This is a genomic window from Methanocalculus natronophilus, from assembly GCF_038751955.1.
Classification (GTDB): domain Archaea; phylum Halobacteriota; class Methanomicrobia; order Methanomicrobiales; family Methanocorpusculaceae; genus Methanocalculus; species Methanocalculus natronophilus.
This window is the reverse complement of sequence record NZ_JBCEXH010000003.1, coordinates 128754-148671: the sequence shown is the minus strand read 5'-3', so window position 1 is coordinate 148671 and position 19918 is coordinate 128754. Positions and strand designations below refer to the sequence as shown.

Sequence of the window (19918 nt, the reverse complement as noted above, 5' to 3'; positions counted from 1 at the left end):
CAGGGTATACACCCTGGAGCCGGAACATGGGGGGTGGCCGGTTGAGAAGACGTCGTGTGCCGCCACCAGTCCCTGGAGAGAGGGTATATTGCGATTTCTCATATCGCCCTTGCGTGTTCCTGCCTCAGAATAGTGCATTGCCGGTGGAGATCCATAAGTAATGCCCGTGTCCTATGCAGCTCGTGCACCTCTCTCTGTGAGAACAGAGAGTCTGGTATGGAATCAAGACTGTATGCAGCAGAGAGTGCGTCATCCTCCATCTGCTGGAGCAGTTTCTCTGCCTTGTTCATTTCATCCCTGTACAGGATATAGTTGAAAGCATCATACTGCTGTTCGGCTCTCCTGAGATGAGTCTGATAGCTATCATAATCATTGCTGATGATCCGGCTTGCCGTTCTGAGGGACTCTGTCCAGGTGCGGTATGCGGCATATCGGGCAATGGTCTCTTCATCATCTTCCGCAACCTCAATCTCTTCCATCTCAACAAAAAGCAAATCGATTGCCATGATCTCATCATCCAGGGCAAATGTATTGGATTTCCCTTCAATGATATTGAGACCTGTGAGGGCATTGTTTGCCTGGGTGATATGCGGTGGAATGTCATCCAGCGGAGTTTTCAAAAGCGGGCATCCTGAGCTGAGAACTGCTGCGGCAACAAGGAGCAGGAGGAGGAGAGAGCTACGTTTCATAACCGTTTTCACCAGGAGTATCTCGTATTGTATCATGGTACTGGTGGAGGGAAAGCTTTTGTGTACCTCCTGGCAACCCATTCCCGGAACACCAGGGAAGAAGGCTCATTGCTTTTGAAAGAAAAAGAGTACCTGCTAATTCGGTGAATAACTATGTCAGACAAGACCGTTGTGCTATCATTCTCTGGAGGGCTTGACACCTCCATCTGTATTCCGCTTCTAAAAGAGCGGTATGGATTTGACCGTGTCGTTACTGTAGCAGTCGATGTGGGCCAGCCCGAAGAAGAAGTGAAGATGGCAACTGAGAAGGGTGAGCTGATAGCTGACTCTCACTATACCATTGATGCCACTGATACATTTGTGAAGCATTACATCTTCCCGGCAATTAAGGCAAATGCATCCTATGAAAGCTATCCGATGGGAACGTCACTCGCCCGCCCGTTAATCGCAGAAGAGACTGTTGCTATTGCAAAGAAGGAAGGAGCAGCAGCTGTTGCTCATGGCTGCACCGGAAAAGGAAACGATCAGCTCAGGTTTGACGTTATCTTCAGGATGCATGGATATGAGATCATCGCACCGATGCGGGATATGAACCTCACCCGTGAATGGGAGATCGAATACGCAGAAGAGCACAATATCCCGGTTCCGGTAAAGAAAGACAAGCCCTGGAGCATTGACGAGAACATCTGGAGCCGGAGTATCGAAGGAGGAAAACTCGAGGATCCTGCGTACCACCCACCAGAGGAGATCTATCACTGGACAGTATCCCCACGGGACGCACCCGACACCCCTGAGGCCATCTCAATTCAGTTCCAGGAAGGAGTGCCGGTGGCACTCAATGGTGAGAAAATGGACGGGGCAGCCCTGATCCGGAAGCTGAATACATTATCAGGCAGACACGGCATTGGAAGAAACGATATGGTGGAAGACCGGATTCTTGGCCTGAAGGCGCGGGAGAACTATGAGCACCCGGCTGCAACGGTCCTGCTGGCAGCCCACCGTGATCTCGAGAGGCTCTGCCTGACGCGGCAGGAGCTTGCCTTCAAGCTCGGTGTTGATGATAAATGGTCTGAACTCGCATACATGGGCCTCGTTCACGAGCCACTATACCATGCACTGAATGCCTTCATTGATACCACACAGAAGCGTGTGAATGGATCAGTTGACATGGAGCTCTTCAAAGGGGGAGTCCACATCCTCGGACGCTCGTCACCTGATGCCATCTATTCCGATGATCTCGTCTCATTTGACAGCACAACCCTTGATCAGGCTCATGCAGTCGGCTACTCGGTCTTCTTCGGGCTGCAGGCAAGGATGGCCTCGAAAAAATAAGGTTAGTCGAGTAGCTTCCCGGCATTCGGGCCCGGGGCACACTCATATTTTTCTTTTACTGTAAGGATGAGAAGCGATTTCCCCGGTAGATTGGGTTTTTTCTCGTGGATCATCGCTCTCATCTTCTCGACATTCTCACCGCTTGTTTCGACCACGACATCACATTTCAGCTGCACACAGCCCCCAACACTCTGGCTCCAGACATAGAGAGCTGCATGAGGATTTTCAAGGACGTTCTGGAGGGTTTTCTGCATGAAATTATCCCCAATCCAGATCGTCTTCTCATCCATAACCCAGACGCTTCCCATCGGAACAACATTCGGGATGCCATCCTTTGATGCTGTTGCAAGCGGAACAATCCGGACTTCAGCAATCGACTCTTTCAGTTTCTCGTCAATATGTACCATTCTTTCTCCTCCTTTCCGATGAAGAGATGAACATTACAGGTATATAAGCCTTATTTCAAAACCGGTGCTCTGTCGAGAAAGAGATCTGTGTTGGTAAAACTGGTGTTGTCAAATAATCCACGTTCTGTCAGGCGCAGTTGTGGAATAACCGTGAGTGCAAGAAACGAGAGGTACATGAAGGGGTTGTCTGTTGCACCAAGGGATCCGGCATGCTGATCTATCTTCTGAAGCATACTGATAACCTCAGGATAGGGCTTATCCGACATGATACCGCCAAAGGGTAGTGGAAGCATGGTTGTTTTCTCTTCTGAGACAACAGCCATTGCACCATTCTGTGATGCAACCAGATCCAATGCAGCTACGATATCTTCGTCCCGGGCACCAACAGCAACGATATTATGGGAATCATGAGAGACACTGGCTGCAAGAGCGCCATTCCAAAGGCCAAAGCCCCTGACAAGCCCAAGACCAAATCCTGATGCATGGTATCTGTCGCAGACAACCGCTTTCTGAATATCCCTATCCGTATCGGGAAGATCAGATCCAACAACATCATGAATCTCCTCACACGTTGCGATCTGGCCTGGAATAAGTCCAATCACCCGTGCCGGGCCGTCCCCCCGGATCGCAAGATCAGCTATTGTGGGAAGTCTGCAGGAGAATCTGATATTCAATGGCTCTGGAGGCTGGTATGAGAGGTTTTTCATCTCCCGGCCACGCTTGAATACCCGTTTCACCTGGAAGCTCTCTGAATCATCAAGAACACAAAAGTCGGCTATACGTCCGGGTGCCAGAGCGCCGCGATCATGAAGAGAGAGACGTTCAGCCGGGGTTAACGTTGCCATCCTGAGGGCAACCTCTTCGGGAATACCGCTCTCCATTGCAATTCTGATACAGTCATCAACTGATCCATTATACGCAAGCATATCAGCAGGCCGGTCATCTGTTGCAAAAGCAGATCGGGATGCTGTGTGGCAGTCGGCAAGAGGGGCAAGATCCCGGAGGTTTTTTGCAGCAGCACCCTCCCTCATGAAGATATACATCCCTTTCCTCAGCTTCTCTGAAGCCTCGTCAAGGGTGATACATTCATGATCGCTTCCAATACCTGCCCGGATATACGCATCAAGGGCAGGTCCGGTCAGCATGGGTGCATGGCCATCTACAATTGTAGAGAGCCTGAGTTTTGCCAGCACATCCGGATCTGATCCAAGTACACCGGGGACATTCATCATCTCCCCAAGACCTGGCACCAAGGGATGGTCAATTAGTTCTGCAAGGTCGCCTGCAGTAAGGGTGGCTCCTGCACAGTCCATTGGAGTTGCTGGAACACAACTGGGAAGCATAAAGAAGATATCAAGTGGTGTTCTGGATGCATCATCCATCATCGCCCGGATCCCTGTGATCCCGGCAACATTGGCGATTTCATGGGGATCAGCTATCACTGTTGTTGTCCCATGAGACAGCACCAGTCGTCCATATTCTGCAGGCGTCAGAAGGGAGCTTTCAATATGGAGATGGGCATCTATCAGGCCGGGAACCACACGTGCTCCATGAAGATCAATAACCTCTTCTCCACGATAGCCATCCCCTACTCCAAGCACATACCCATCCCTGATAGCAAGATCCTCATGCTCCCAGTCGCAGGTAAACGGATTGAAGACAACACAATTTTTAATGATACAATCAGCATAGAAGGAATCGCTCTGCATACTTCCCCCACATTCCAAACCCTGGTATTATTCTCCCTCCAGAGTCAGTCGAAAAATTCTTCCGGCAATCCGCTTCTCTTCAGTGAAGACAAACAGATGAAATTTATACGTTCCTTCCTCGAGAGTGTGGGGAATAGTCAGTGTATCGGTTCCTGGCTGAATGCTCATCGTCTGGATGATGAGGTCCTCCTCCACCTGGTGGAAACCCTGCATGGAAAAAATGATTATCTGCACAATGACTTCTTCAGGCAGCATGCTTTCATCAATTGTAATGTGAAATGCATGCTCTTCATACGAGATCTCGTCAATGCCGGTTGTCATACAGCCTGCTGAAAGGAGACAGGCAATACACACTCCGATCATGAGAAAACAATGAGATCTCATAATGAGAACATAGAAGAGCAAAAAAGATAAAGATTGCTATTTTTTTATCATGAGAGTGGACTGGCATCCAGAAACAGAGGCTACAATTGCTCAAGAGGATTGTCGCAAACTGAGAACGTTATTTATAGATTGGCAGACATAAAAGTAAAGGATAGTGCTTATGGATAAAGATCTCAAGCAAATCAAGGATCTTATTGAGAAGACCCTGCAGATCCGCTGTTCAAATTATAAAGAAGAATACATCAAGCGGCGGCTTCTTTCACGGATGCGGACAACGCAGTCAGCAAATTATAAGGAATATATGCAATATCTCGATAAAAATCCTCCTGAGTGGGAATTGCTGAGAAATGCACTCACCATCAATGTCACAGAGTTCTTCAGGGATAAAGAAGTCTTTGAGATTCTACGAAAGGAATTAATCCCTGAAATACTCTCAGGCAACGGGAGGATCAGAATCTGGTCTGCAGGCTGTTCATCTGGTGAGGAGCCCTATTCGCTCGCCATGATACTCTCAGAGATCACGACAAAAAAAGGAGGTGCGGTAGCGACAATATATGCAACAGATATCGATGAAAAAATCCTCAAGCGAGCAAAAGATGGAATATATGAGGCAAAAGTTGTTGAGAAGCTGCCTGCTGCAACAATCAGAAGGCATTTTACAAAGCTTCCCGATGACCAGTATCAGGTGAAGCAGCATCTCAAAGATATGATACACTTCCGAAAACATGATCTGATGAGCGGTGTTCCTGCATCACGGTATGTGGATATTGTCACCTGCCGGAATGTCACCATCTACTTCACCGAACAGCAGAAAAATGATCTGGCACGAACGATACACGCTGCACTGAATAAAAATGGCTATTATGTGATGGGAAAGACAGAATATCTCGGACGCGAAGTAGAGGGGCTCTTCTCCCATTACAACGCCCTGCAGAAGATTCTGAAGAAAAACGAAGTATAGCGGTACTCACCAGAGTTTCTTCTGGTCAAGATTATATTCAGGATCATCGATCCTTGCTATCTCTTTTAATCTCTCAGTCTTACTTTTCCTTCTCAGGATTTCACCATAGATGGTGAACAGATTTACAGCAATTAAGACTATAACAAGAAAGAGGCTCACCCATAACATTATCCCCTGAATGGTGAGAAAGAGTGCAAAGAGAAGCACAACAAATGATAAGAGGTAGAATATAACCCATGTCCTGAGCATAGGAATCTCCATAACAAGCAGATGGAGCATCAATTTAAAAGAACTTTTCTATCCCGGACAACATAATTCAACATTCCCACCTCTGGCTAATCAGATAAAGGGGGGAGCACCATGAGCGGCGTCAGCTACAAATTTTTTCGCACAAAAGCATATAGCAGACAACACACCAGACAATTACATAACAATGCAGAAAGGGGATCTCATCACCCTGGCACTTGGCCTCTTCGTCATTCTCATAGTCAGTCTTATTTTTCAGCATCCTTCCCTGGATATCCCGGGGATTGGACAGATACAGGAAGAAGAGTATACAGACAATGCACAGTATCACCCACTCTTTCTCCGGGAGTTTGCCGAACAGGAGCAGGGAGTGCGGCAACCGATCTTCACCATACAGCTGGTTGAGAACCCCTTTGGCTATCCACGCATATACATTCCGGGATCAGCCTCATTCAGGGATAAAACGTTTATTCTGAGCGAAGACGAGATGGCAGGGGCCATTCCGGTCTTTGGAAGAGCACCATACACAACCGCCTATTATGAAACGATTGGGACGATCTCCTGGGTTCCAATCGGGGTGCTGGAACAGAAAAGAGGGGGAGTATCCAGCATATTTACCATACCGGATACACCATTCTGGCGGATACAGATAGATGTACAGGCAGATATCCGTCCTGGTCAGGCACTCTTCCAATATGTTCTCTGTGATGCAGAAACAGGCACACTCTATGATGGGGGAGAGATCATGGGTCCCGGAACACGGCGGAGTGTCGTGGTGGCATCAGGAAAAGATATGTATTTCATTATAAACGCCAGAAATATTGATAATTACCGAATTGAAATCCAGGTTCCGGCAGAGTATCTCTGAACAGGAGGAGAAGTCTGAAGCAGGAAGAATCAGGCTCTCTCTATCGTCACTTTAATCCGGTCGCCCTCTTTTAATCCATGGCCTTTTGGGACATCGATATTGAACCAGTGCGATTCCGGTGGATCCTGTGACATAAGACAGTCTTTTGTCTCATCGATATGGGCAACAAACTCGATAGTGCCGAGTATCTCGGTAATGATCGTCGTCATAAATATAAAAAGGATGGTTTGAGATTTAAATTTATATGGCCCGCGACGTTACCATCCAGGTTGTGCTGTTGGAGTAGCTCCACCGCTTAATCTCAAGATCATCACAGATCTCAGAGAGGATAGCGAGATTTGTCCCGACCTCCTTTGAAGAGAGGCCGAGATCCCGGGCGATATATTTTGATTTAAAGAAATGACGCCCTTTTTGTATACCTCCACGCAGATATTTTAAAATACGATCCTGCGTTTCATTATACTTATTCCGGATAGAATCTGGTACAGTCATATGCTTGACCTCTGGTGATATATTAGTGCCACACTTATATAAAATAATTATGGTTAAAGCACCATCTATCGCAGATTAGTGTGCAACCCCTGCTTCTCCAATCTTTTCGATCAGCTTTTCAATGACCGTCTGCCGCATCCCTTCAACAAATTTGATGCTGCCGACGACGAGATGGCCGCCTCCATTCACGCCGCCCCCGGATATCTCTTCCCTGAGCTCGCGCACCATCTTCGGGATATTCATCAGGACACCGCGGGAGCGAAGAACAGCAAAATCCGGTCCGAGCCCGATGGTGACAACCGGCTCATTCTGATATTTCTGGCAGAGGAGATCATGTATCTCACCAGATGTTTTACCAGGTGGGGGAAACGTGAACCGGTGTGCATACATCTCGACATCGGCGATAAAGAGATGTGCTCCTGATGCCAGGCGCTGTTCTTTCACATGGGGCATAAGGGTTTTCACCTGTTCATTAATTGCCGCCTCGGCTTCTTCCACAAGGAGCGAGACAAGTCGCGCATGCCGCACCGGGTTATTTGTCAGGTTCAGAATATCCCTGACGATCTCCCGGCCGTCATTAAACCTGAGCCAGAACTGTTCATAGTCAAGGGCAAGGGCAATCTTTCTGCATTCCTCAAGCGGGTACGTATCTTTGACCAGGGAGAGGTACTGTGGAAGTTCCTGTGATTCACTCCTGTCTGCGACTCCGGCAATAGCCGGGAGATGGATGATCTGATCTTCAACTGCGGGATTGATCATCCGTGCGAGTTCTGTTCCGATCATGCCTGCGGTGATGCCGAAGTCGCCGCCAACATGATAGGGATTCACATGTGCCTTGAGGAACTGATCGATGATCTCATCTGGATGATGATGGTCCGCAACCACAACATCCAGATCATAGACCTGTGCAATTTTGTATGCAGGCATATCCTCTTCAGTCGAGCCATTATCCATCAGGAATATAAGGGGGAGTTTCTGGCCAAACCGTATGCTGTCTTTCAGCATGAAGTCAAGATCCCGGGTGATATCCTCAATCTCATAGAACGGAGCTTTTGATGGCGATCGTTTGAAGAGATAGTAGTCGAAATCGCCCTCAGATGCATGTTCCCTGATAAGTGCGACAACCGCAGTTTCAACAGCAACTGCAGCAGAAATACCATCTGCGTCTGCATGGTGGCGGAGGATGATCGGCTGCTGTGTAAAGACAGCACGCCTGATGATCTTTGCCAGCTTTCGCATCTCAGGCTTCAGTTTTGTCAGCACATCACTCTCAACAAGGAAGGGTATCTCCGGGGGCTCAGTTCTTGTATCAAGTGCTGCTTCGATTCGTCCCCGGACAGTCTCGGCGTCATCCCCTTTGAGCAGGTGAAGTGCAGAAACCTCTATCTGGAGCTGGTTGTTCCGCTTCATCACCTCTCCGGATATCTGTACAATATCGCCTGTATCTGCCTCAGGATAAGCCCGGACACCTGCTTCGATGAATGCTGCAGCATTCTCTGTTCCGGATTCATCAAGTATCGTAAATATGGTTGGTCCACTCGTCTGTTTTACCTGGGCAAGCTCACCTTCAACCGTGACGCGTCTGCCAATTTTTGCTCCAAGGTCAATAAGAAGTGTGGTCTGAACAACCCTGTTTACAATTTTTGTCTCATAGTCATCAAGGATCACTTCATGCAGGTCAATATTGCCGTTTGGCCGCACCTGCGCAACCTGCACGAGAATGTCTCCACGTTCACGGTGCTGTGTCAGTGCATTGCTCTTATGAACAAGGCCTTTGACATTGTTATTCAGCATCACAAACGTTCCAAAGTTTGCAAAACCCTGCACCTTTCCTGTATATATTGCTCCCTGCTGTACATCCTCAACCTCACATCCGGGGCCAAGTTTATAGACTGTTTCCTTAGAATTTACCATTCCTGATTACTCCACATGAATTTGTTCTTCCTGTGGCACACTGAGTGCCAGTAGCCTGCATTCACCATCACGCCGGCCTTTTGCAATGATTGTGTCCCCGTCATATAATTTGACATGTTTCCGGGGGCGGTAGATCCATGCATCACCGCGCTTGATGGCAAGGACGATCATTCCTGTTACAGAACCAAGGGATGCTTCCTTGAGGGTTTTCCCGGCAAGAGCGGACGCAGGCTGCACCTCGATATGGGTGATGATCTCATCGGACTCCCGGATGATCTTCCTGAATATGGGAGGGATTTCTATATCCCGCCTGATTACATCGACAACAGAGAAGGCCGCACTACAGATCTCATCTGCAAATGCTCCCATATGCAACAGCCCCCTGAGGCTCTCAACCTCTTCCACCCGTTTTGCAGCTTCAAGGATCCATAGATCCAGGCGATGCCGCATCGAGTCCATCCGTTCATTCAGCCAGACCACCTCTTCTGCGATATCCCTGCTGTCAAAGAGGAGCGCGGTATAGGCAAGTCCAACTGCCAGTTCACTGATATTTTTCATCTCTACAATCAGCAGCACCGCACGATCGAGATCATCGACAGCGGCCCCGATTGCCGGATCAATAGATGGCAGATCAACTCCAGCCTGCCTGGAAAGCGGCGCTATGCCATCTTCAGGCCCTTTGGCGATGAGGATATCACCCTTTTTCAGGCGGGTATGCTTATCCGGACCATACGTCCAGACCCGGCCGCGGCGGATCGCGATGACCAGCATACCTGTTGTACTCTGGAGACGCACCTCGCCAATGACGCTCTCATCAAGTTCGCTATCAGGCTGGATCTCGACGCGGATTGTCACCTCTTCTGCCTCGGGAAGAGCCTGCCGCATCCGGGCCTGGATCCGGATGTCTTTCAGCAGTACTTTTGCAATCTCTGAAGCAGCATTTGAGATCCGTTCTGCACCTTCAGCAATCTGAAGCAGGCCACTCATGGATTCGGCCTCCTCCATTCTTCGTGCTCCGAGAATACTGGTGATCCGCGCCTGGTAGAGGAGCTGGTTCATCGTCTCCTCCAGGTTGATAACTTCCCTCGAAATCTCCTTGTTCTCAAAGAGTATCGCAGAATATGCCAGATCGACCATCAACTCTGAGACATCTTTCATCTCAATGAGGACATCTTTGAAGTTGACAGGCTGACGGTCAGGGTCGAACATATTTACAGTAGTACTGGCTCTTTCATTACTTATCTCTATAGGAGCAGGTGTATCACCAGGATCAGCACACTTGCCCCAACCAGATCGATAGAGCTTGTGACAACCGGGATACCAAAGTTATCGGGGTCATAGCCAAGGGCAAATGATACACTGGCTGTCAGGTATGCAAGAAGATTCAGGCCCGTCACCACGATGACGCCGGCAGTCATGGTCACTGCAACCATCATAAGAAGACCAGGAGAGTCAAGACCCATGAAGACTGCGGCTCCATGCGCAATTGCTGCCATCAGTGGGAGGATCACCAGGGCATAGAGGTAATTTTCCGAGAACCCGGAGAATACCTCGCGGCCAGGGACAAGTGTGGGCTCAATCGATCCCATGTGCATGCCGGTCGCCAGTTTTGAGCAGATGATCCCGCCTATTGCTCCACACCCGTTCATGAATGGCGGGATGATAATAAGGAGCGCTGCTGTTGCAACAAGATCTTCAAGTCCGTCTGTATAGATAACTCCCGCAATTGTCCCGAGTATACAGAGCGGTGCAAGCAGCGGAACCCCCTCGGATATGATGGAGCGGACAAGCATCGTGCCTTTCACTATGCCAAGTATGCTTATTCCAAGCAGAACGAGAGTCAGCACCAATAAGAGAGTCTGCCAGAATCCGGTCAGGTTCACGACAAAAACAGCTGTGACGACCAGAAGCGGCAGGGTAATGACATCACCGGCCGTTGTCACAGTCGGTGCCCCAACCATATCGAGATCCAGGCCATAGCGGTATGTTGCAAGAGAGACGAGAAGTGTCACTGCAGTGACAAGAAGGCCGGCTATACAGCTTGAGATGACTGATATGAGTACCATCTCGGTGATGGTGATGATCTTCAATCCTGCCAGCTCACCGATTAGAAAGCCGATACAGCCGACAATTGCGCCGATTACGACTGTGAGAATAAACGTGGCCTGGAGATTGTCGCCAAGCACAGTTCCCCGGTTGTATGATACATTAAATGCTCCAAGATGCATTGCCGAGGCGAGGCGGGACGCGAGTATCCCGGCAATTGCACCCCGCATATTAATAGAAACCGGGACAAGGATCATCAGCCCAGGTATGAGGATTAAGATGTCATGTACTGAACCAAGATAGATGCCTGCAACTGATGCAAGCAGTGTGGTGATGAGAAGGGCAACCAGCCCTGTCAGGAAGTCGCGGTAACGGCGGGCGACATCTGTCATCAGCTGGTTCATCTGATCCTTCTCCTTCCATGGGTATACTCAATCCTGAAATGGTATCTCGATCATTGTGCAGTCAGTAGGAGACAGCACCTCTCCCTGATAGTGTTTTTTTGCATCCTGTATATGATTTGCTGTCTGGGTATACCGTGAACTGATATGAACAAGAGCAAGCCGCATCACCCCGAGATCCCGGGCGGCCTGACCCGCACTCCCGGCGGTTGCATGAAAAACCTCATCTGCACGCTCTTTTTCCAAATCATCAAATGTGGCATCGTGGATGAGGAGATCTGCACTCTCAGCCGCCTTTGGCCAGACCCTGAGAGGCCGGGTATCTCCCGTATACACAACTGTTCTTCCCGGCCGTGGTGCACCCATCACCTCGCCGGGAGTAATGATCTGATCCTCCCCATCAACAGAGACAGTGACGGTTTCACCTCTCTGGAGACGCCCAAAAAGCGGGCCTGGCCGTACACCAAGCGCTATTGCCTCTTCCCTGTTAAATCTCCCCGGCCTGTCGTCTTCCTTGAGAATAAAGCCATAACTTTCACAGCCATGCCGGGTGGCAAAGGCGGTGACACGGTAGCCGGAAAAGAGAGCCTCCATCCCATCCTCAAGCTCAACTGCAATAATTGGGAAGCTGATCGTCTGGTTCAGCTGCCTGATGACAGCAACGACCTCATGGAGACGCCTTGGGCCATAGAGCCGGATCGGATCGGTTCTGCCATGAAAACTCATCGTTTCAAAAAGACCAAACAGTCCGAGATAATGATCAGCATGCCAGTGGGAGATAAAGATGGCATCGACTGTAAAACCGGTTCTCGCACGCATCATCTGCTGCTGTGCACCCTCACCACAGTCAAAGAGGATCGTATCTGAGCCCCGTCTGATCATGATGCAGGATGGATTCCTCTGTGGGGTGGGGAGAGCTCCGGCAGTCCCGAGGAAATGGACATGGAGTGTCTCTCCGGCGATCAGTGCCACCCCCTGACAACATGCAGGCTCTCCTCTGCTTCCACGAGATTACGGCCCTCAACGACAACGATCCCCGAATATGATTCAAGTACGGCTTTCGAGACACGGTTCCAGTCAACGGTTCCTCTCCTGAGGGCAAGATGCTCATCTGAGGATCCATGGTTGTCATGGAGATGCAGGTGATCAGCTGATCCGAGGTGCCTGAGAAACTCATCAACTGTGCCTGTTGTGTTGGCATGGCCGATGTCGATAGTTGTACCGATACCTTCAATTCCCTCAATCATACCAAAGAGCTCCCCGGGATCCCGGCAGAGAAATTCCTTAATGGAGATCATATTTTCAAGGCAGGCAAGAATGCCATGATCCTCTGCGGTTTTCCCGATTTCTGTGAGTGCCTCTTTCTGGAGTGACCATGCCCGCCCGGGGTCATATTTTGAGAGGGGTGAGAGATACCCCGGATGGATCGTCACCCGGTCTGTCAGATCAGCTGCATGCTCGATACAGAGGCAGACCTGCCTGACAGATTCACGCCATATCGGATAATTTATGGACGCAGGATTGAGATCGCCATAGGGTGCATGTACAGTCACCTGCAGGCTGGTACTTGCTATGACATCAGACAAACGCTCTTTTTTACTCTTCTCATCAAGCCGGTAGTTGCCGTCTGCTGAGATCTCCCAGCCGTCATAGCCGATCTCCTCAATTCCAAAGACCCAGTCCGGATCATCCCATACCTTCGATGATGAGGAGAAATAGAGAGCCTGAATCATTATAAACCGCCCAAATCTTTCAATATATCGCGTACCCGTGTCTGAAAAGCTTCAAGGGACGTTGTATTCTCTATACGGACATCTGCATGGTGCATTGCTGTAGCAAGGCCAAAGCCGCACTCACGCTCATCGCGCAGCCTGAGATCGTCTTCACTCTGCATATCATCTGATCGCCTTCGCTCTTTCAGGCGCCGTAACCGCTCGGAGAACGGGCATTCAATGGCAATTAAGAGAAAATCGGGAAAATGACGGCGATAGAATGCAACCTCGGCATCTCCCCTGATACCATCGACCAGGACAACATGAGCATCAAGAGCCTCGATCACGGGTATGGTCAGCTCTGCAATAGCCGCCATCCCCTGCTCTTCCCTGAGACGGCGTGCGATGGTGCCGAGGTGGAGATCAGTTGCATCCACTCCTTCCTCTTCTGCATACTGCCGGATAACATCGCCCATGACAACGACCGGGATGCCCAGCTCCTCTGCTATACGTGAGCATTCACCTTTACCGCTCGCCGGGAGACCGACCAGTCCGAGTACCTTCATAGTAAAATTCTCCATCTTCCCGTGTCCTGATTATGACCGATCGTCCTAACCCATCAGCAATCACCCTTAGTTCGGCTGATGAGAGTGGTGTAATCTCACCGAATACCCCCTGCTGAAGCACAAGAGGGAGATGCATTGTATCTCGTGAGATATATTTGACCTCATCCTCATAGCCGCGAAAGAGCGTGATAACAACCTGAAATTCAGGGAGTTCACCTTTAAGATATGCTGTTTGGCAGGTAATGAGGGTTTCTTTCACAGCCCTGCAATAGTTCTCCCTGAGGAGATTGTCGTATCGGTTCCACCGCGCCTTGATATCAAGGGCAACCCGGTGAAGCGATCCATCACTGATGAGATCCCTGAGCGTTTCGGGGTAGACACCATTGGTATGGATGCCGACACGAATACCCATCTCACTTGACCGCTTTGCCAGTTCACGGAGCGCTTCTCCCTGGTGTGTCGGTTCACCGCCTGAGAATATGACGCCGGATGCTGCTATACAGGATGATTGTATCATCGCAAGGATCTCATCCACCAAACGGAGATCGCTGCCATTCTGGAGGTCTGCATTATGGCAGTAGTCGCACCTGACCGGGCAGCCGCGCAGGAATACCGTACATACGGCACGTCCGGGCCAGTCGACAGTACTGATTGGAATAAAACCACCAAAATTAACGAGCAATTATTCACCAGCATTAAAAATATTGGCTCTGAATTTTATTTAAGGTATGTCAGGCTGCACCAGAACAACTTTTGAGAAGATAATGTAAACAATATTTATTGCCAAGAAAGAAAGTAAAATTGAGCTTTTTTTGAGAAATAAAAGGCTTTATCTTCTATTTGATCATTGTACTCTGCATGACAATACTGGAAGATGCCAGGCGCGGCATCATTACCGAAGAGATGAAACGTGTTGCACAATCTGAAGGAGTCACAGAAGATTTTATCAGGCGCAGTATTGCCGGAGGGCATATTGTCATTCCGATGAGCCCATACAGGGATGTGAAGATCTGCGGAATCGGTGAGGGCCTCAGGACAAAAGTGAATGCCTCCATCGGAACATCCTCAGATATTGTGGATATTGAAGAGGAAGTTGAGAAGGCACGGCAGGCGGAACTTGCCGGTGCAGATACCTTAATGGAGCTCTCAACAGGTGGAGATTTCCTGCAGATACGGCAGAGAGTCATAGAGAATACCACCCTCTCTGTCGGATCTGTTCCCCTCTACCAGGCATTCATTGAGGCTGCACGGAAGAAAGGCGCTGTTGTACACATGGATGAAGACGACCTCTTCAAGGCGACAGAGGATCAGGCGAAGCTTGGCACGAACTTCATGGCGATCCATACCGGGATCAACTGGGAGACGATGAAGCGGCTCCAGAACCAGGGCAGGCATGGGGGCCTTGTCTCCCGTGGCGGTGCATTCATGACCGCCTGGATGCTCCATAACGAGACCGAAAACCCTCTCTACCGCCGGTATGACTACCTCCTTGAGATCATGAAAGAGCATGAAGTGACACTCTCCTTTGGAAACGGCATGCGTGCAGGAGCAGTGCATGATGCAACAGACCGTGCCCAGATCCAGGAACTCCTGATAAATGCGGAACTGGCAGACAAGGCAAATGAGTTTGGTGTACAGGCGATTGTGGAGGGGCCGGGCCATATCCCGCTTGATGAGATTGCAACAAATGTCCAGCTCCAGAAGCGGGTCACCAATAACAAGCCATTCTATATGCTCGGGCCACTCGTCACCGATATCGCACCCGGCTATGATGACCGTGTGGCAGCGATCGGCGCTGCTGTTTCATCCTCAGCAGGAGCAGACTTCATCTGCTATGTCACCCCGGCAGAGCACCTTGCACTCCCGACACCAAAGGAAGTCTATGAAGGAGTGATATCCTCACGGATTGCGGCACATGCCGGAGATATGGTCAAGCTGAAGAAGACCAGGGCACTTGACCTTGAGATGGGGCATGCCCGCCGGGATCTTGACTGGGAGCGTCAGTTTGCTGTCGCGATGAATCCTGCACATGCCCGGCATATCAGGGACAGCCGATCCCCTGCAGATACTGACGCATGCACGATGTGCGGAGATTATTGTGCATTAAAGATCGTCAGTAAACACTTTAATTTCTAATTTTTTTTCATTCCGTCAGCTTTTTTAACCCACGGAGATATTACAGATTTGCCGTAACCACTGATGTGGAATCCTAAATCCCGATCAATAGAAAATTATATATATTGAACAAGACTAACGTATGGTAAATCAAGGTGATTACTATGCCCACAGATAAAGAATACATGGATCTTGTTGTCAAGGAGGCAGCTCATGGCGATGCCGGACGGGGCATTGCCCGCCTCTCAATTGATGTTATGAAGCAGTTAAACCTGGTCTCAGGGGATGTTATTGAGATCTCGGGGAGGAAGAAAGCCGCTGCCATCGTCTGGCCGGGTTTCCCCGAAGATACCGGACGGTCTGTTATCAGGATTGACGGAAATGTCAGGAGCAATGCCAGTGCCGGTATTGACGATCGGGTCAGGATCAGGAAGCTGGAGGCAGGATATGCAACAAAAGTGACCATCCAGCCCACCCAGCCGATCCGTCTTGTCGGCGGTGAGCAGTACCTCAGGCGGATGCTCCTTGGGAGATCAGTCTCCCAGGGACAGACCGTACGGGTGAATGTCCTTGGGAACCCGCTTACCTTTGTTATCGCGAAAGTAAGCCCGAAGGGCGTTGCAATCGTTTCTGAAGAGACTGAGATTGAGCTGAAAGAGACACCCTATGAAGGCGATAAGGGACGGGAGGGTGTCTCTGATATCCATTACGAGGATATCGGCGGGCTTGGCCGCGAACTCCAGTTTGTCCGCGAGATGATCGAGCTCCCGCTACGCCACCCGGAACTCTTCGAAAAGCTCGGTATCGAGCCCCCAAAAGGCGTTCTGCTCTATGGGCCGCCAGGGACAGGCAAGACCCTGATCGCCCGTGCGGTTGCCAGCGAAGTGGATGCACACTTCATCACCCTCTCGGGCCCTGAGATCATGAGCAAATACTATGGAGAGTCTGAAGGCAAACTCCGTGAAGTCTTCGAAGAGGCACAGGAGAATGCGCCGACGATCATCTTCATCGACGAGATAGACTCGATAGCCCCAAAACGCGAAGACACCAAAGGGGAAGTTGAGCGGCGGGTTGTTGCCCAGCTTCTTGCCCTGATGGACGGGCTGAAGAGCCGGGGACAGGTGATTGTCATCGGCGCCACAAACATACCGGATGCCATCGATCCCGCTCTCAGGCGCGGGGGCAGGTTCGATCGCGAGATCGAGATCGGTATCCCCGACAAGAAAGGGCGGCTTGAAGTCCTGCAGATCCACAGCAGAGGCGTCCCGCTTGCAGATGATGTTGACCTTACCCGGTTTGCTGACATCACCCACGGATTTGTCGGGGCTGATCTCGCCCTTCTGGTGAAGGAAGCCGCGATGCATGCGCTCAGAAAGATCATTCCAAGGATTAATGTTGATGAAGAGATCCCAGCTGAACTCCTGGACGAACTGAAGGTGGTGCGCGAGGACTTTGATGAGGCAATAAAGCATGTAGAGCCAAGCGCAATGAGAGAGGTTCTCGTTGAGGTTCCGGATATCCGCTGGAGCGATGTCGGGGGACTTGAGCATGTGAAGAGCGAGCTGAAGGAAGCAGTCGAGTGGCCGCTCAGGTACCCCGATCTCTTCCAGAAGCTCACCACAAAGCCGCCAAAAGGCATCCTCCTCTTCGGCCCTCCGGGTACCGGAAAGACGCTCCTTGCAAAAGCGGTTGCAAATGAGAGTGAATGTAACTTTATATCCATCAAGGGACCCGAACTCCTCTCGAAATGGGTTGGAGAATCCGAGAAAGGAGTGCGGGAGATCTTCAGGAAAGCGCGGCAGGCATCCCCGTCGATCATCTTCTTTGACGAGGTGGATGCACTTGTTCCACGGCGGGGCACCTACATGGGCTCATCCCATGTAACCGAGAGTGTGGTCAGCCAGATCCTGACCGAACTCGACGGGCTTGAGGAACTGAAGGATGTTGTTGTTATCGGCGCGACAAACAGGCCCGATATGATGGATCCTGCACTCATGCGTCCCGGGCGGCTTGAGCGGCATATCTTTGTCCCGCCACCTGATGATGAGGGACGGAAGCAGATCTTCAATGTCTACCTCAGGGATGACGAAGGTGTGCTTGCACGGGATATCGATCTCGATGCCCTCGTTACAGAGACGAAGGGGTATGTGGGAGCAGATATCGAGGCGCTTGTCCGTGAAGCCAAACTCTATGCAATCCGTGACTTCATCACCAACATGAGTGGCAGGAGCGAGCAGGAGATGAAAGATGCAATGGAGAATGTCCGTGTCACCAAAGAGCATGTGATCCGTGCACAGCAGAAGGTGAAGCCGTCGCTTGACAGTGACACCATCCTGGAAGCCGAGCGGCAGTCCTGGGAGTACCTCTATAACGAAGAGCAGCGGAAGGTGCTTGAAAAGGGGCTGAATGTCGCAAAACGTGCGCTCATGATTGAGAAGAGTGAGCAGAGTGCTGCAGAGGCAGAGAAGCTTCGTGATCTGGTCCTCTCGGGTAGCAAACAGTTTGATGTGATCCGAAAGACTACAGAAGAAGTGGAATCTGCTCTGGCAGAGGATTGAGACTGAGTGTGAAATAAGCAATGAGCGAAAAACCATCAGATGCATACAGGGAACTTATTGACGCGGTACGGAAGATTATGGAGGAGTCAATGGATCCGGGGCTGCCGTTTCCCCATATCCTTGGATTCCGTGTAGTGATAGGTGGATTTCCAGTAGATTCACCTGACTTTTTCCCTGAAGAGAGGGAGCAACAGGTTGAGATCTATGAGATCAACGATGATCTGATGATTACAACCGATGTCTCGGGATATGATCCCGATCAGATCCGGATCTTCTTTGAGGGCGGGCGCCTGCATATCATCTCGCATGAACAGAAAAGCCCGATTGCAGTCGTAGATATTCCCCAGGTTGATCCTGACAATACCAGGATGACCTGCATCAATGGCATCCTTGAGATCACCTGTACGAAAGATTCAGGGAAAGGACATCAGGTTATCCATATCGAGTAGAAAGGATACCAAAAACCCCTCTTTTTTCAAAAGTTCCAAATAGCCGGAAGCACCTGGCACCGGTACCATCCGCAACCATTAATCAGCTTCGGGATGATATTCTCTGGTATGACAACAGAAGATGTCTTCTCGGTTCCACTCGATGTGCCGTTTCCGGCAGTCGATACATTCATCTCAAATTATCAGCGGGTGACCAGGGGTACCGGCCGCCTGATGCTTTTTGCAGGAGATCAGAAGGTTGAGCACCTGAATGACGACTTTTTTGGGGAGGGTATTCATGAGGATGATGCAACGCCGGATCACCTCTTTACAATCGCATCCCAGAGCAGGGTGGGAGTCTTTGCCACGCAGTATGGCCTGATTGCACGGTATGGGATGGATTATCCTGATGTGCCGTATCTGGTCAAGCTCAATTCAAAGACGCATCTTGTGAAGACAGAGCAGAAAGACCCCTACAGCCCACTCCTCGTATCTGTGCAGGATGCAGTTGATCTCCGCGACAGAACAGGCCTTGCCATTGTCGCTGTCGGCTATACCATCTATATCGGATCCCAGTACGAGGCAGAGATGATGCGGGAGGCGCAGCAGGTGATCCTGGATGCACATGCAAACGGGCTCCTGGTCGTGCTCTGGATCTACCCGCGTGGGATTGCAGTCAAAGATGAGAAGGATCCGCATCTCATCGCAGGTGCAGCCGGAGTTGCAGCCTCTCTTGGTGCAGATTACGTAAAAGTGAATGCCCCGAAGAAAGAGGGTGCGAAATCGTCAGACCTCCTGAACGAGGCGGTGCTTGCTGCCGGCAGGACGCGGGTAGTCTGTGCAGGCGGATCGTCAATTGATGAGAGGAAGTTCTTAGATGAACTCTATGACCAGATCCATACCGGCGGGGCGGCAGGCAATGCCACCGGCAGGAATATCCACCAGAAAGAGCTTGCAGCAGCTGTCAGGTTCTCAAATGCAATCTATGCAATAACTGTCGAAGGAGCAACCGTCGACGAGGCATGGAAGATCTATACCGGAGCATGAGGAAGAGGAGAGGATCTCACCATTTTTTAGTAATATCAACATC

21 protein-coding genes are annotated in these 19918 nt (G+C 50.3%); 7 read left to right on the top strand and 14 right to left on the bottom strand.

The features are described 5' to 3' along the window. Window positions 1-98 precede the first annotated feature (98 nt). Complete coding sequence (locus ABCO64_RS04745) at window positions 99-689, bottom strand: hypothetical protein (RefSeq protein WP_253456820.1); 591 nt, start codon at window positions 687-689, stop codon at window positions 99-101. 153 nt (window positions 690-842) lie between these two features. Here ABCO64_RS04745 and ABCO64_RS04740 point away from each other — a divergent pair, with 153 nt between their 5' ends. After that, complete coding sequence (locus tag ABCO64_RS04740) at window positions 843-2021, top strand: argininosuccinate synthase (RefSeq protein ID WP_343089229.1); 1179 nt, start codon at window positions 843-845, stop codon at window positions 2019-2021. Between the two features lie 2 nt (window positions 2022-2023). Here the strand turns inward: ABCO64_RS04740 and ABCO64_RS04735 are convergent, their stop codons facing one another. From ABCO64_RS04735 to ABCO64_RS04725, 3 genes are read right to left on the bottom strand one after another with little or no spacing between them, the layout of a single operon-like run. Further along, window positions 2024-2428 (bottom strand): pyridoxamine 5'-phosphate oxidase family protein, encoded by a 405-nt coding sequence (locus ABCO64_RS04735; RefSeq protein ID WP_253456827.1) that lies wholly within the window; start codon window positions 2426-2428, stop codon window positions 2024-2026. 50 nt (window positions 2429-2478) lie between these two features. Next, the gene (ade, locus tag ABCO64_RS04730; protein WP_253456830.1) at window positions 2479-4137 is read right to left on the bottom strand and encodes an adenine deaminase; all 1659 of its coding nucleotides are present in this window, start codon (window positions 4135-4137) and stop codon (window positions 2479-2481) included. A 27-nt stretch (window positions 4138-4164) separates the two neighbouring features. Further along, window positions 4165-4521: a hypothetical protein gene (locus ABCO64_RS04725; protein WP_343089228.1), complete on the bottom strand. Its 357-nt coding sequence runs from the start codon at window positions 4519-4521 to the stop codon at window positions 4165-4167. Between the two features lie 160 nt (window positions 4522-4681). On the opposite strand from ABCO64_RS04725, the gene ABCO64_RS04720 reads away from it, so the two are divergent. Beyond that, window positions 4682-5482: a CheR family methyltransferase gene (locus ABCO64_RS04720; protein WP_253456836.1), complete on the top strand. Its 801-nt coding sequence runs from the start codon at window positions 4682-4684 to the stop codon at window positions 5480-5482. Between the two features lie 6 nt (window positions 5483-5488). Here the strand turns inward: ABCO64_RS04720 and ABCO64_RS04715 are convergent, their stop codons facing one another. Continuing rightward, window positions 5489-5731 (bottom strand): hypothetical protein, encoded by a 243-nt coding sequence (locus ABCO64_RS04715; protein ID WP_253456839.1) that lies wholly within the window; start codon window positions 5729-5731, stop codon window positions 5489-5491. 184 nt (window positions 5732-5915) lie between these two features. On the opposite strand from ABCO64_RS04715, the gene ABCO64_RS04710 reads away from it, so the two are divergent. Continuing rightward, complete coding sequence (locus ABCO64_RS04710) at window positions 5916-6596, top strand: hypothetical protein (protein WP_253456842.1); 681 nt, start codon at window positions 5916-5918, stop codon at window positions 6594-6596. Window positions 6597-6625: 29 nt separating this feature from the next. Here ABCO64_RS04710 and ABCO64_RS04705 read toward each other — a convergent pair whose 3' ends face one another. From ABCO64_RS04705 to ABCO64_RS04665, 9 genes are all read right to left on the bottom strand, one after another. After that, the gene (locus ABCO64_RS04705; RefSeq protein WP_253456844.1) at window positions 6626-6805 is read right to left on the bottom strand and encodes a hypothetical protein; all 180 of its coding nucleotides are present in this window, start codon (window positions 6803-6805) and stop codon (window positions 6626-6628) included. A gap of 31 nt (window positions 6806-6836) precedes the next feature. Next, window positions 6837-7088 (bottom strand): DUF7123 family protein, encoded by a 252-nt coding sequence (locus tag ABCO64_RS04700; protein ID WP_253456847.1) that lies wholly within the window; start codon window positions 7086-7088, stop codon window positions 6837-6839. Between the two features lie 75 nt (window positions 7089-7163). Continuing rightward, window positions 7164-9002, bottom strand: a complete 1839-nt coding sequence (locus ABCO64_RS04695) for a DHH family phosphoesterase (RefSeq protein ID WP_253456850.1) — start codon at window positions 9000-9002, stop codon at window positions 7164-7166. Window positions 9003-9008: 6 nt separating this feature from the next. Further along, on the bottom strand, window positions 9009-10211 hold the full coding sequence (locus ABCO64_RS04690; RefSeq protein ID WP_253456853.1) for a potassium channel family protein: 1203 nt from the start codon (window positions 10209-10211) through the stop codon (window positions 9009-9011). Between the two features lie 35 nt (window positions 10212-10246). Next, window positions 10247-11452, bottom strand: coding sequence for a magnesium transporter (locus ABCO64_RS04685; protein WP_253456856.1), 1206 nt, complete (start codon window positions 11450-11452; stop codon window positions 10247-10249). 27 nt (window positions 11453-11479) lie between these two features. Continuing rightward, window positions 11480-12412 carry a ribonuclease Z gene (rnz, locus tag ABCO64_RS04680; RefSeq protein WP_253457367.1) on the bottom strand — a complete coding sequence of 311 codons (933 nt, stop codon included), beginning with the start codon at window positions 12410-12412 and terminating at the stop codon, window positions 11480-11482. Beyond that, complete coding sequence (locus tag ABCO64_RS04675; protein WP_253456859.1) at window positions 12412-13182, bottom strand: sugar phosphate isomerase/epimerase family protein; 771 nt, start codon at window positions 13180-13182, stop codon at window positions 12412-12414. The genes rnz and ABCO64_RS04675 overlap by 1 nt, the downstream gene beginning before the upstream one ends. Then, entirely contained in the window at window positions 13182-13727 is a 546-nt protein-coding gene (locus tag ABCO64_RS04670) for an AAA family ATPase (RefSeq protein ID WP_253456862.1), read from the bottom strand. The genes ABCO64_RS04675 and ABCO64_RS04670 overlap by 1 nt, the downstream gene beginning before the upstream one ends. After that, the gene (locus ABCO64_RS04665) at window positions 13687-14409 is read right to left on the bottom strand and encodes an anaerobic ribonucleoside-triphosphate reductase activating protein (RefSeq protein ID WP_253456865.1); all 723 of its coding nucleotides are present in this window, start codon (window positions 14407-14409) and stop codon (window positions 13687-13689) included. The genes ABCO64_RS04670 and ABCO64_RS04665 overlap by 41 nt, the downstream gene beginning before the upstream one ends. 176 nt (window positions 14410-14585) lie before the next feature. Between ABCO64_RS04665 and thiC the strand changes: the two genes are divergently transcribed. The 4 genes from thiC to ABCO64_RS04645 all read left to right on the top strand — a co-directional run bounded on the left by thiC (window position 14586) and on the right by ABCO64_RS04645 (window position 19875). After that, window positions 14586-15863 (top strand): phosphomethylpyrimidine synthase ThiC, encoded by a 1278-nt coding sequence (gene thiC / locus ABCO64_RS04660; protein ID WP_253456868.1) that lies wholly within the window; start codon window positions 14586-14588, stop codon window positions 15861-15863. 143 nt (window positions 15864-16006) lie between these two features. Beyond that, window positions 16007-18400, top strand: coding sequence for a CDC48 family AAA ATPase (locus ABCO64_RS04655; protein ID WP_253456871.1), 2394 nt, complete (start codon window positions 16007-16009; stop codon window positions 18398-18400). Between the two features lie 20 nt (window positions 18401-18420). Then, complete coding sequence (locus ABCO64_RS04650) at window positions 18421-18849, top strand: Hsp20/alpha crystallin family protein (protein WP_253456874.1); 429 nt, start codon at window positions 18421-18423, stop codon at window positions 18847-18849. A 108-nt stretch (window positions 18850-18957) separates the two neighbouring features. Further along, the gene (locus ABCO64_RS04645) at window positions 18958-19875 is read left to right on the top strand and encodes a beta/alpha barrel domain-containing protein (protein ID WP_253456876.1); all 918 of its coding nucleotides are present in this window, start codon (window positions 18958-18960) and stop codon (window positions 19873-19875) included. The last annotated feature ends 43 nt before the right edge of the window (window positions 19876-19918 follow it).

Bases quoted from the DNA above. Each gene is read 5' to 3' on its own strand.
- ABCO64_RS04745 (WP_253456820.1), bottom strand. From the start codon at position 689: ATGAAACGTAGCTCTCTCCTCCTCCTGCTCCTTGTTGCCGCAGCAGTT.
- ABCO64_RS04740 (WP_343089229.1), top strand. From the start codon at position 843: ATGTCAGACAAGACCGTTGTGCTATCATTCTCTGGAGGGCTTGACACC.
- ABCO64_RS04735 (WP_253456827.1), bottom strand. From the start codon at position 2,428: ATGGTACATATTGACGAGAAACTGAAAGAGTCGATTGCTGAAGTCCGG.
- ade (WP_253456830.1), bottom strand. From the start codon at position 4,137: ATGCAGAGCGATTCCTTCTATGCTGATTGTATCATTAAAAATTGTGTT.
- ABCO64_RS04725 (WP_343089228.1), bottom strand. From the start codon at position 4,521: ATGAGATCTCATTGTTTTCTCATGATCGGAGTGTGTATTGCCTGTCTC.
- ABCO64_RS04720 (WP_253456836.1), top strand. From the start codon at position 4,682: ATGGATAAAGATCTCAAGCAAATCAAGGATCTTATTGAGAAGACCCTG.
- ABCO64_RS04715 (WP_253456839.1), bottom strand. From the start codon at position 5,731: ATGCTCAGGACATGGGTTATATTCTACCTCTTATCATTTGTTGTGCTT.
- ABCO64_RS04710 (WP_253456842.1), top strand. From the start codon at position 5,916: ATGCAGAAAGGGGATCTCATCACCCTGGCACTTGGCCTCTTCGTCATT.
- ABCO64_RS04705 (WP_253456844.1), bottom strand. From the start codon at position 6,805: ATGACGACGATCATTACCGAGATACTCGGCACTATCGAGTTTGTTGCC.
- ABCO64_RS04700 (WP_253456847.1), bottom strand. From the start codon at position 7,088: ATGACTGTACCAGATTCTATCCGGAATAAGTATAATGAAACGCAGGAT.
- ABCO64_RS04695 (WP_253456850.1), bottom strand. From the start codon at position 9,002: ATGGTAAATTCTAAGGAAACAGTCTATAAACTTGGCCCCGGATGTGAG.
- ABCO64_RS04690 (WP_253456853.1), bottom strand. From the start codon at position 10,211: ATGTTCGACCCTGACCGTCAGCCTGTCAACTTCAAAGATGTCCTCATT.
- ABCO64_RS04685 (WP_253456856.1), bottom strand. From the start codon at position 11,452: ATGAACCAGCTGATGACAGATGTCGCCCGCCGTTACCGCGACTTCCTG.
- ABCO64_RS04675 (WP_253456859.1), bottom strand. From the start codon at position 13,182: ATGATTCAGGCTCTCTATTTCTCCTCATCATCGAAGGTATGGGATGAT.
- ABCO64_RS04670 (WP_253456862.1), bottom strand. From the start codon at position 13,727: ATGAAGGTACTCGGACTGGTCGGTCTCCCGGCGAGCGGTAAAGGTGAA.
- thiC (WP_253456868.1), top strand. From the start codon at position 14,586: ATGACAATACTGGAAGATGCCAGGCGCGGCATCATTACCGAAGAGATG.
- ABCO64_RS04655 (WP_253456871.1), top strand. From the start codon at position 16,007: ATGCCCACAGATAAAGAATACATGGATCTTGTTGTCAAGGAGGCAGCT.
- ABCO64_RS04650 (WP_253456874.1), top strand. From the start codon at position 18,421: ATGAGCGAAAAACCATCAGATGCATACAGGGAACTTATTGACGCGGTA.
- ABCO64_RS04645 (WP_253456876.1), top strand. From the start codon at position 18,958: ATGACAACAGAAGATGTCTTCTCGGTTCCACTCGATGTGCCGTTTCCG.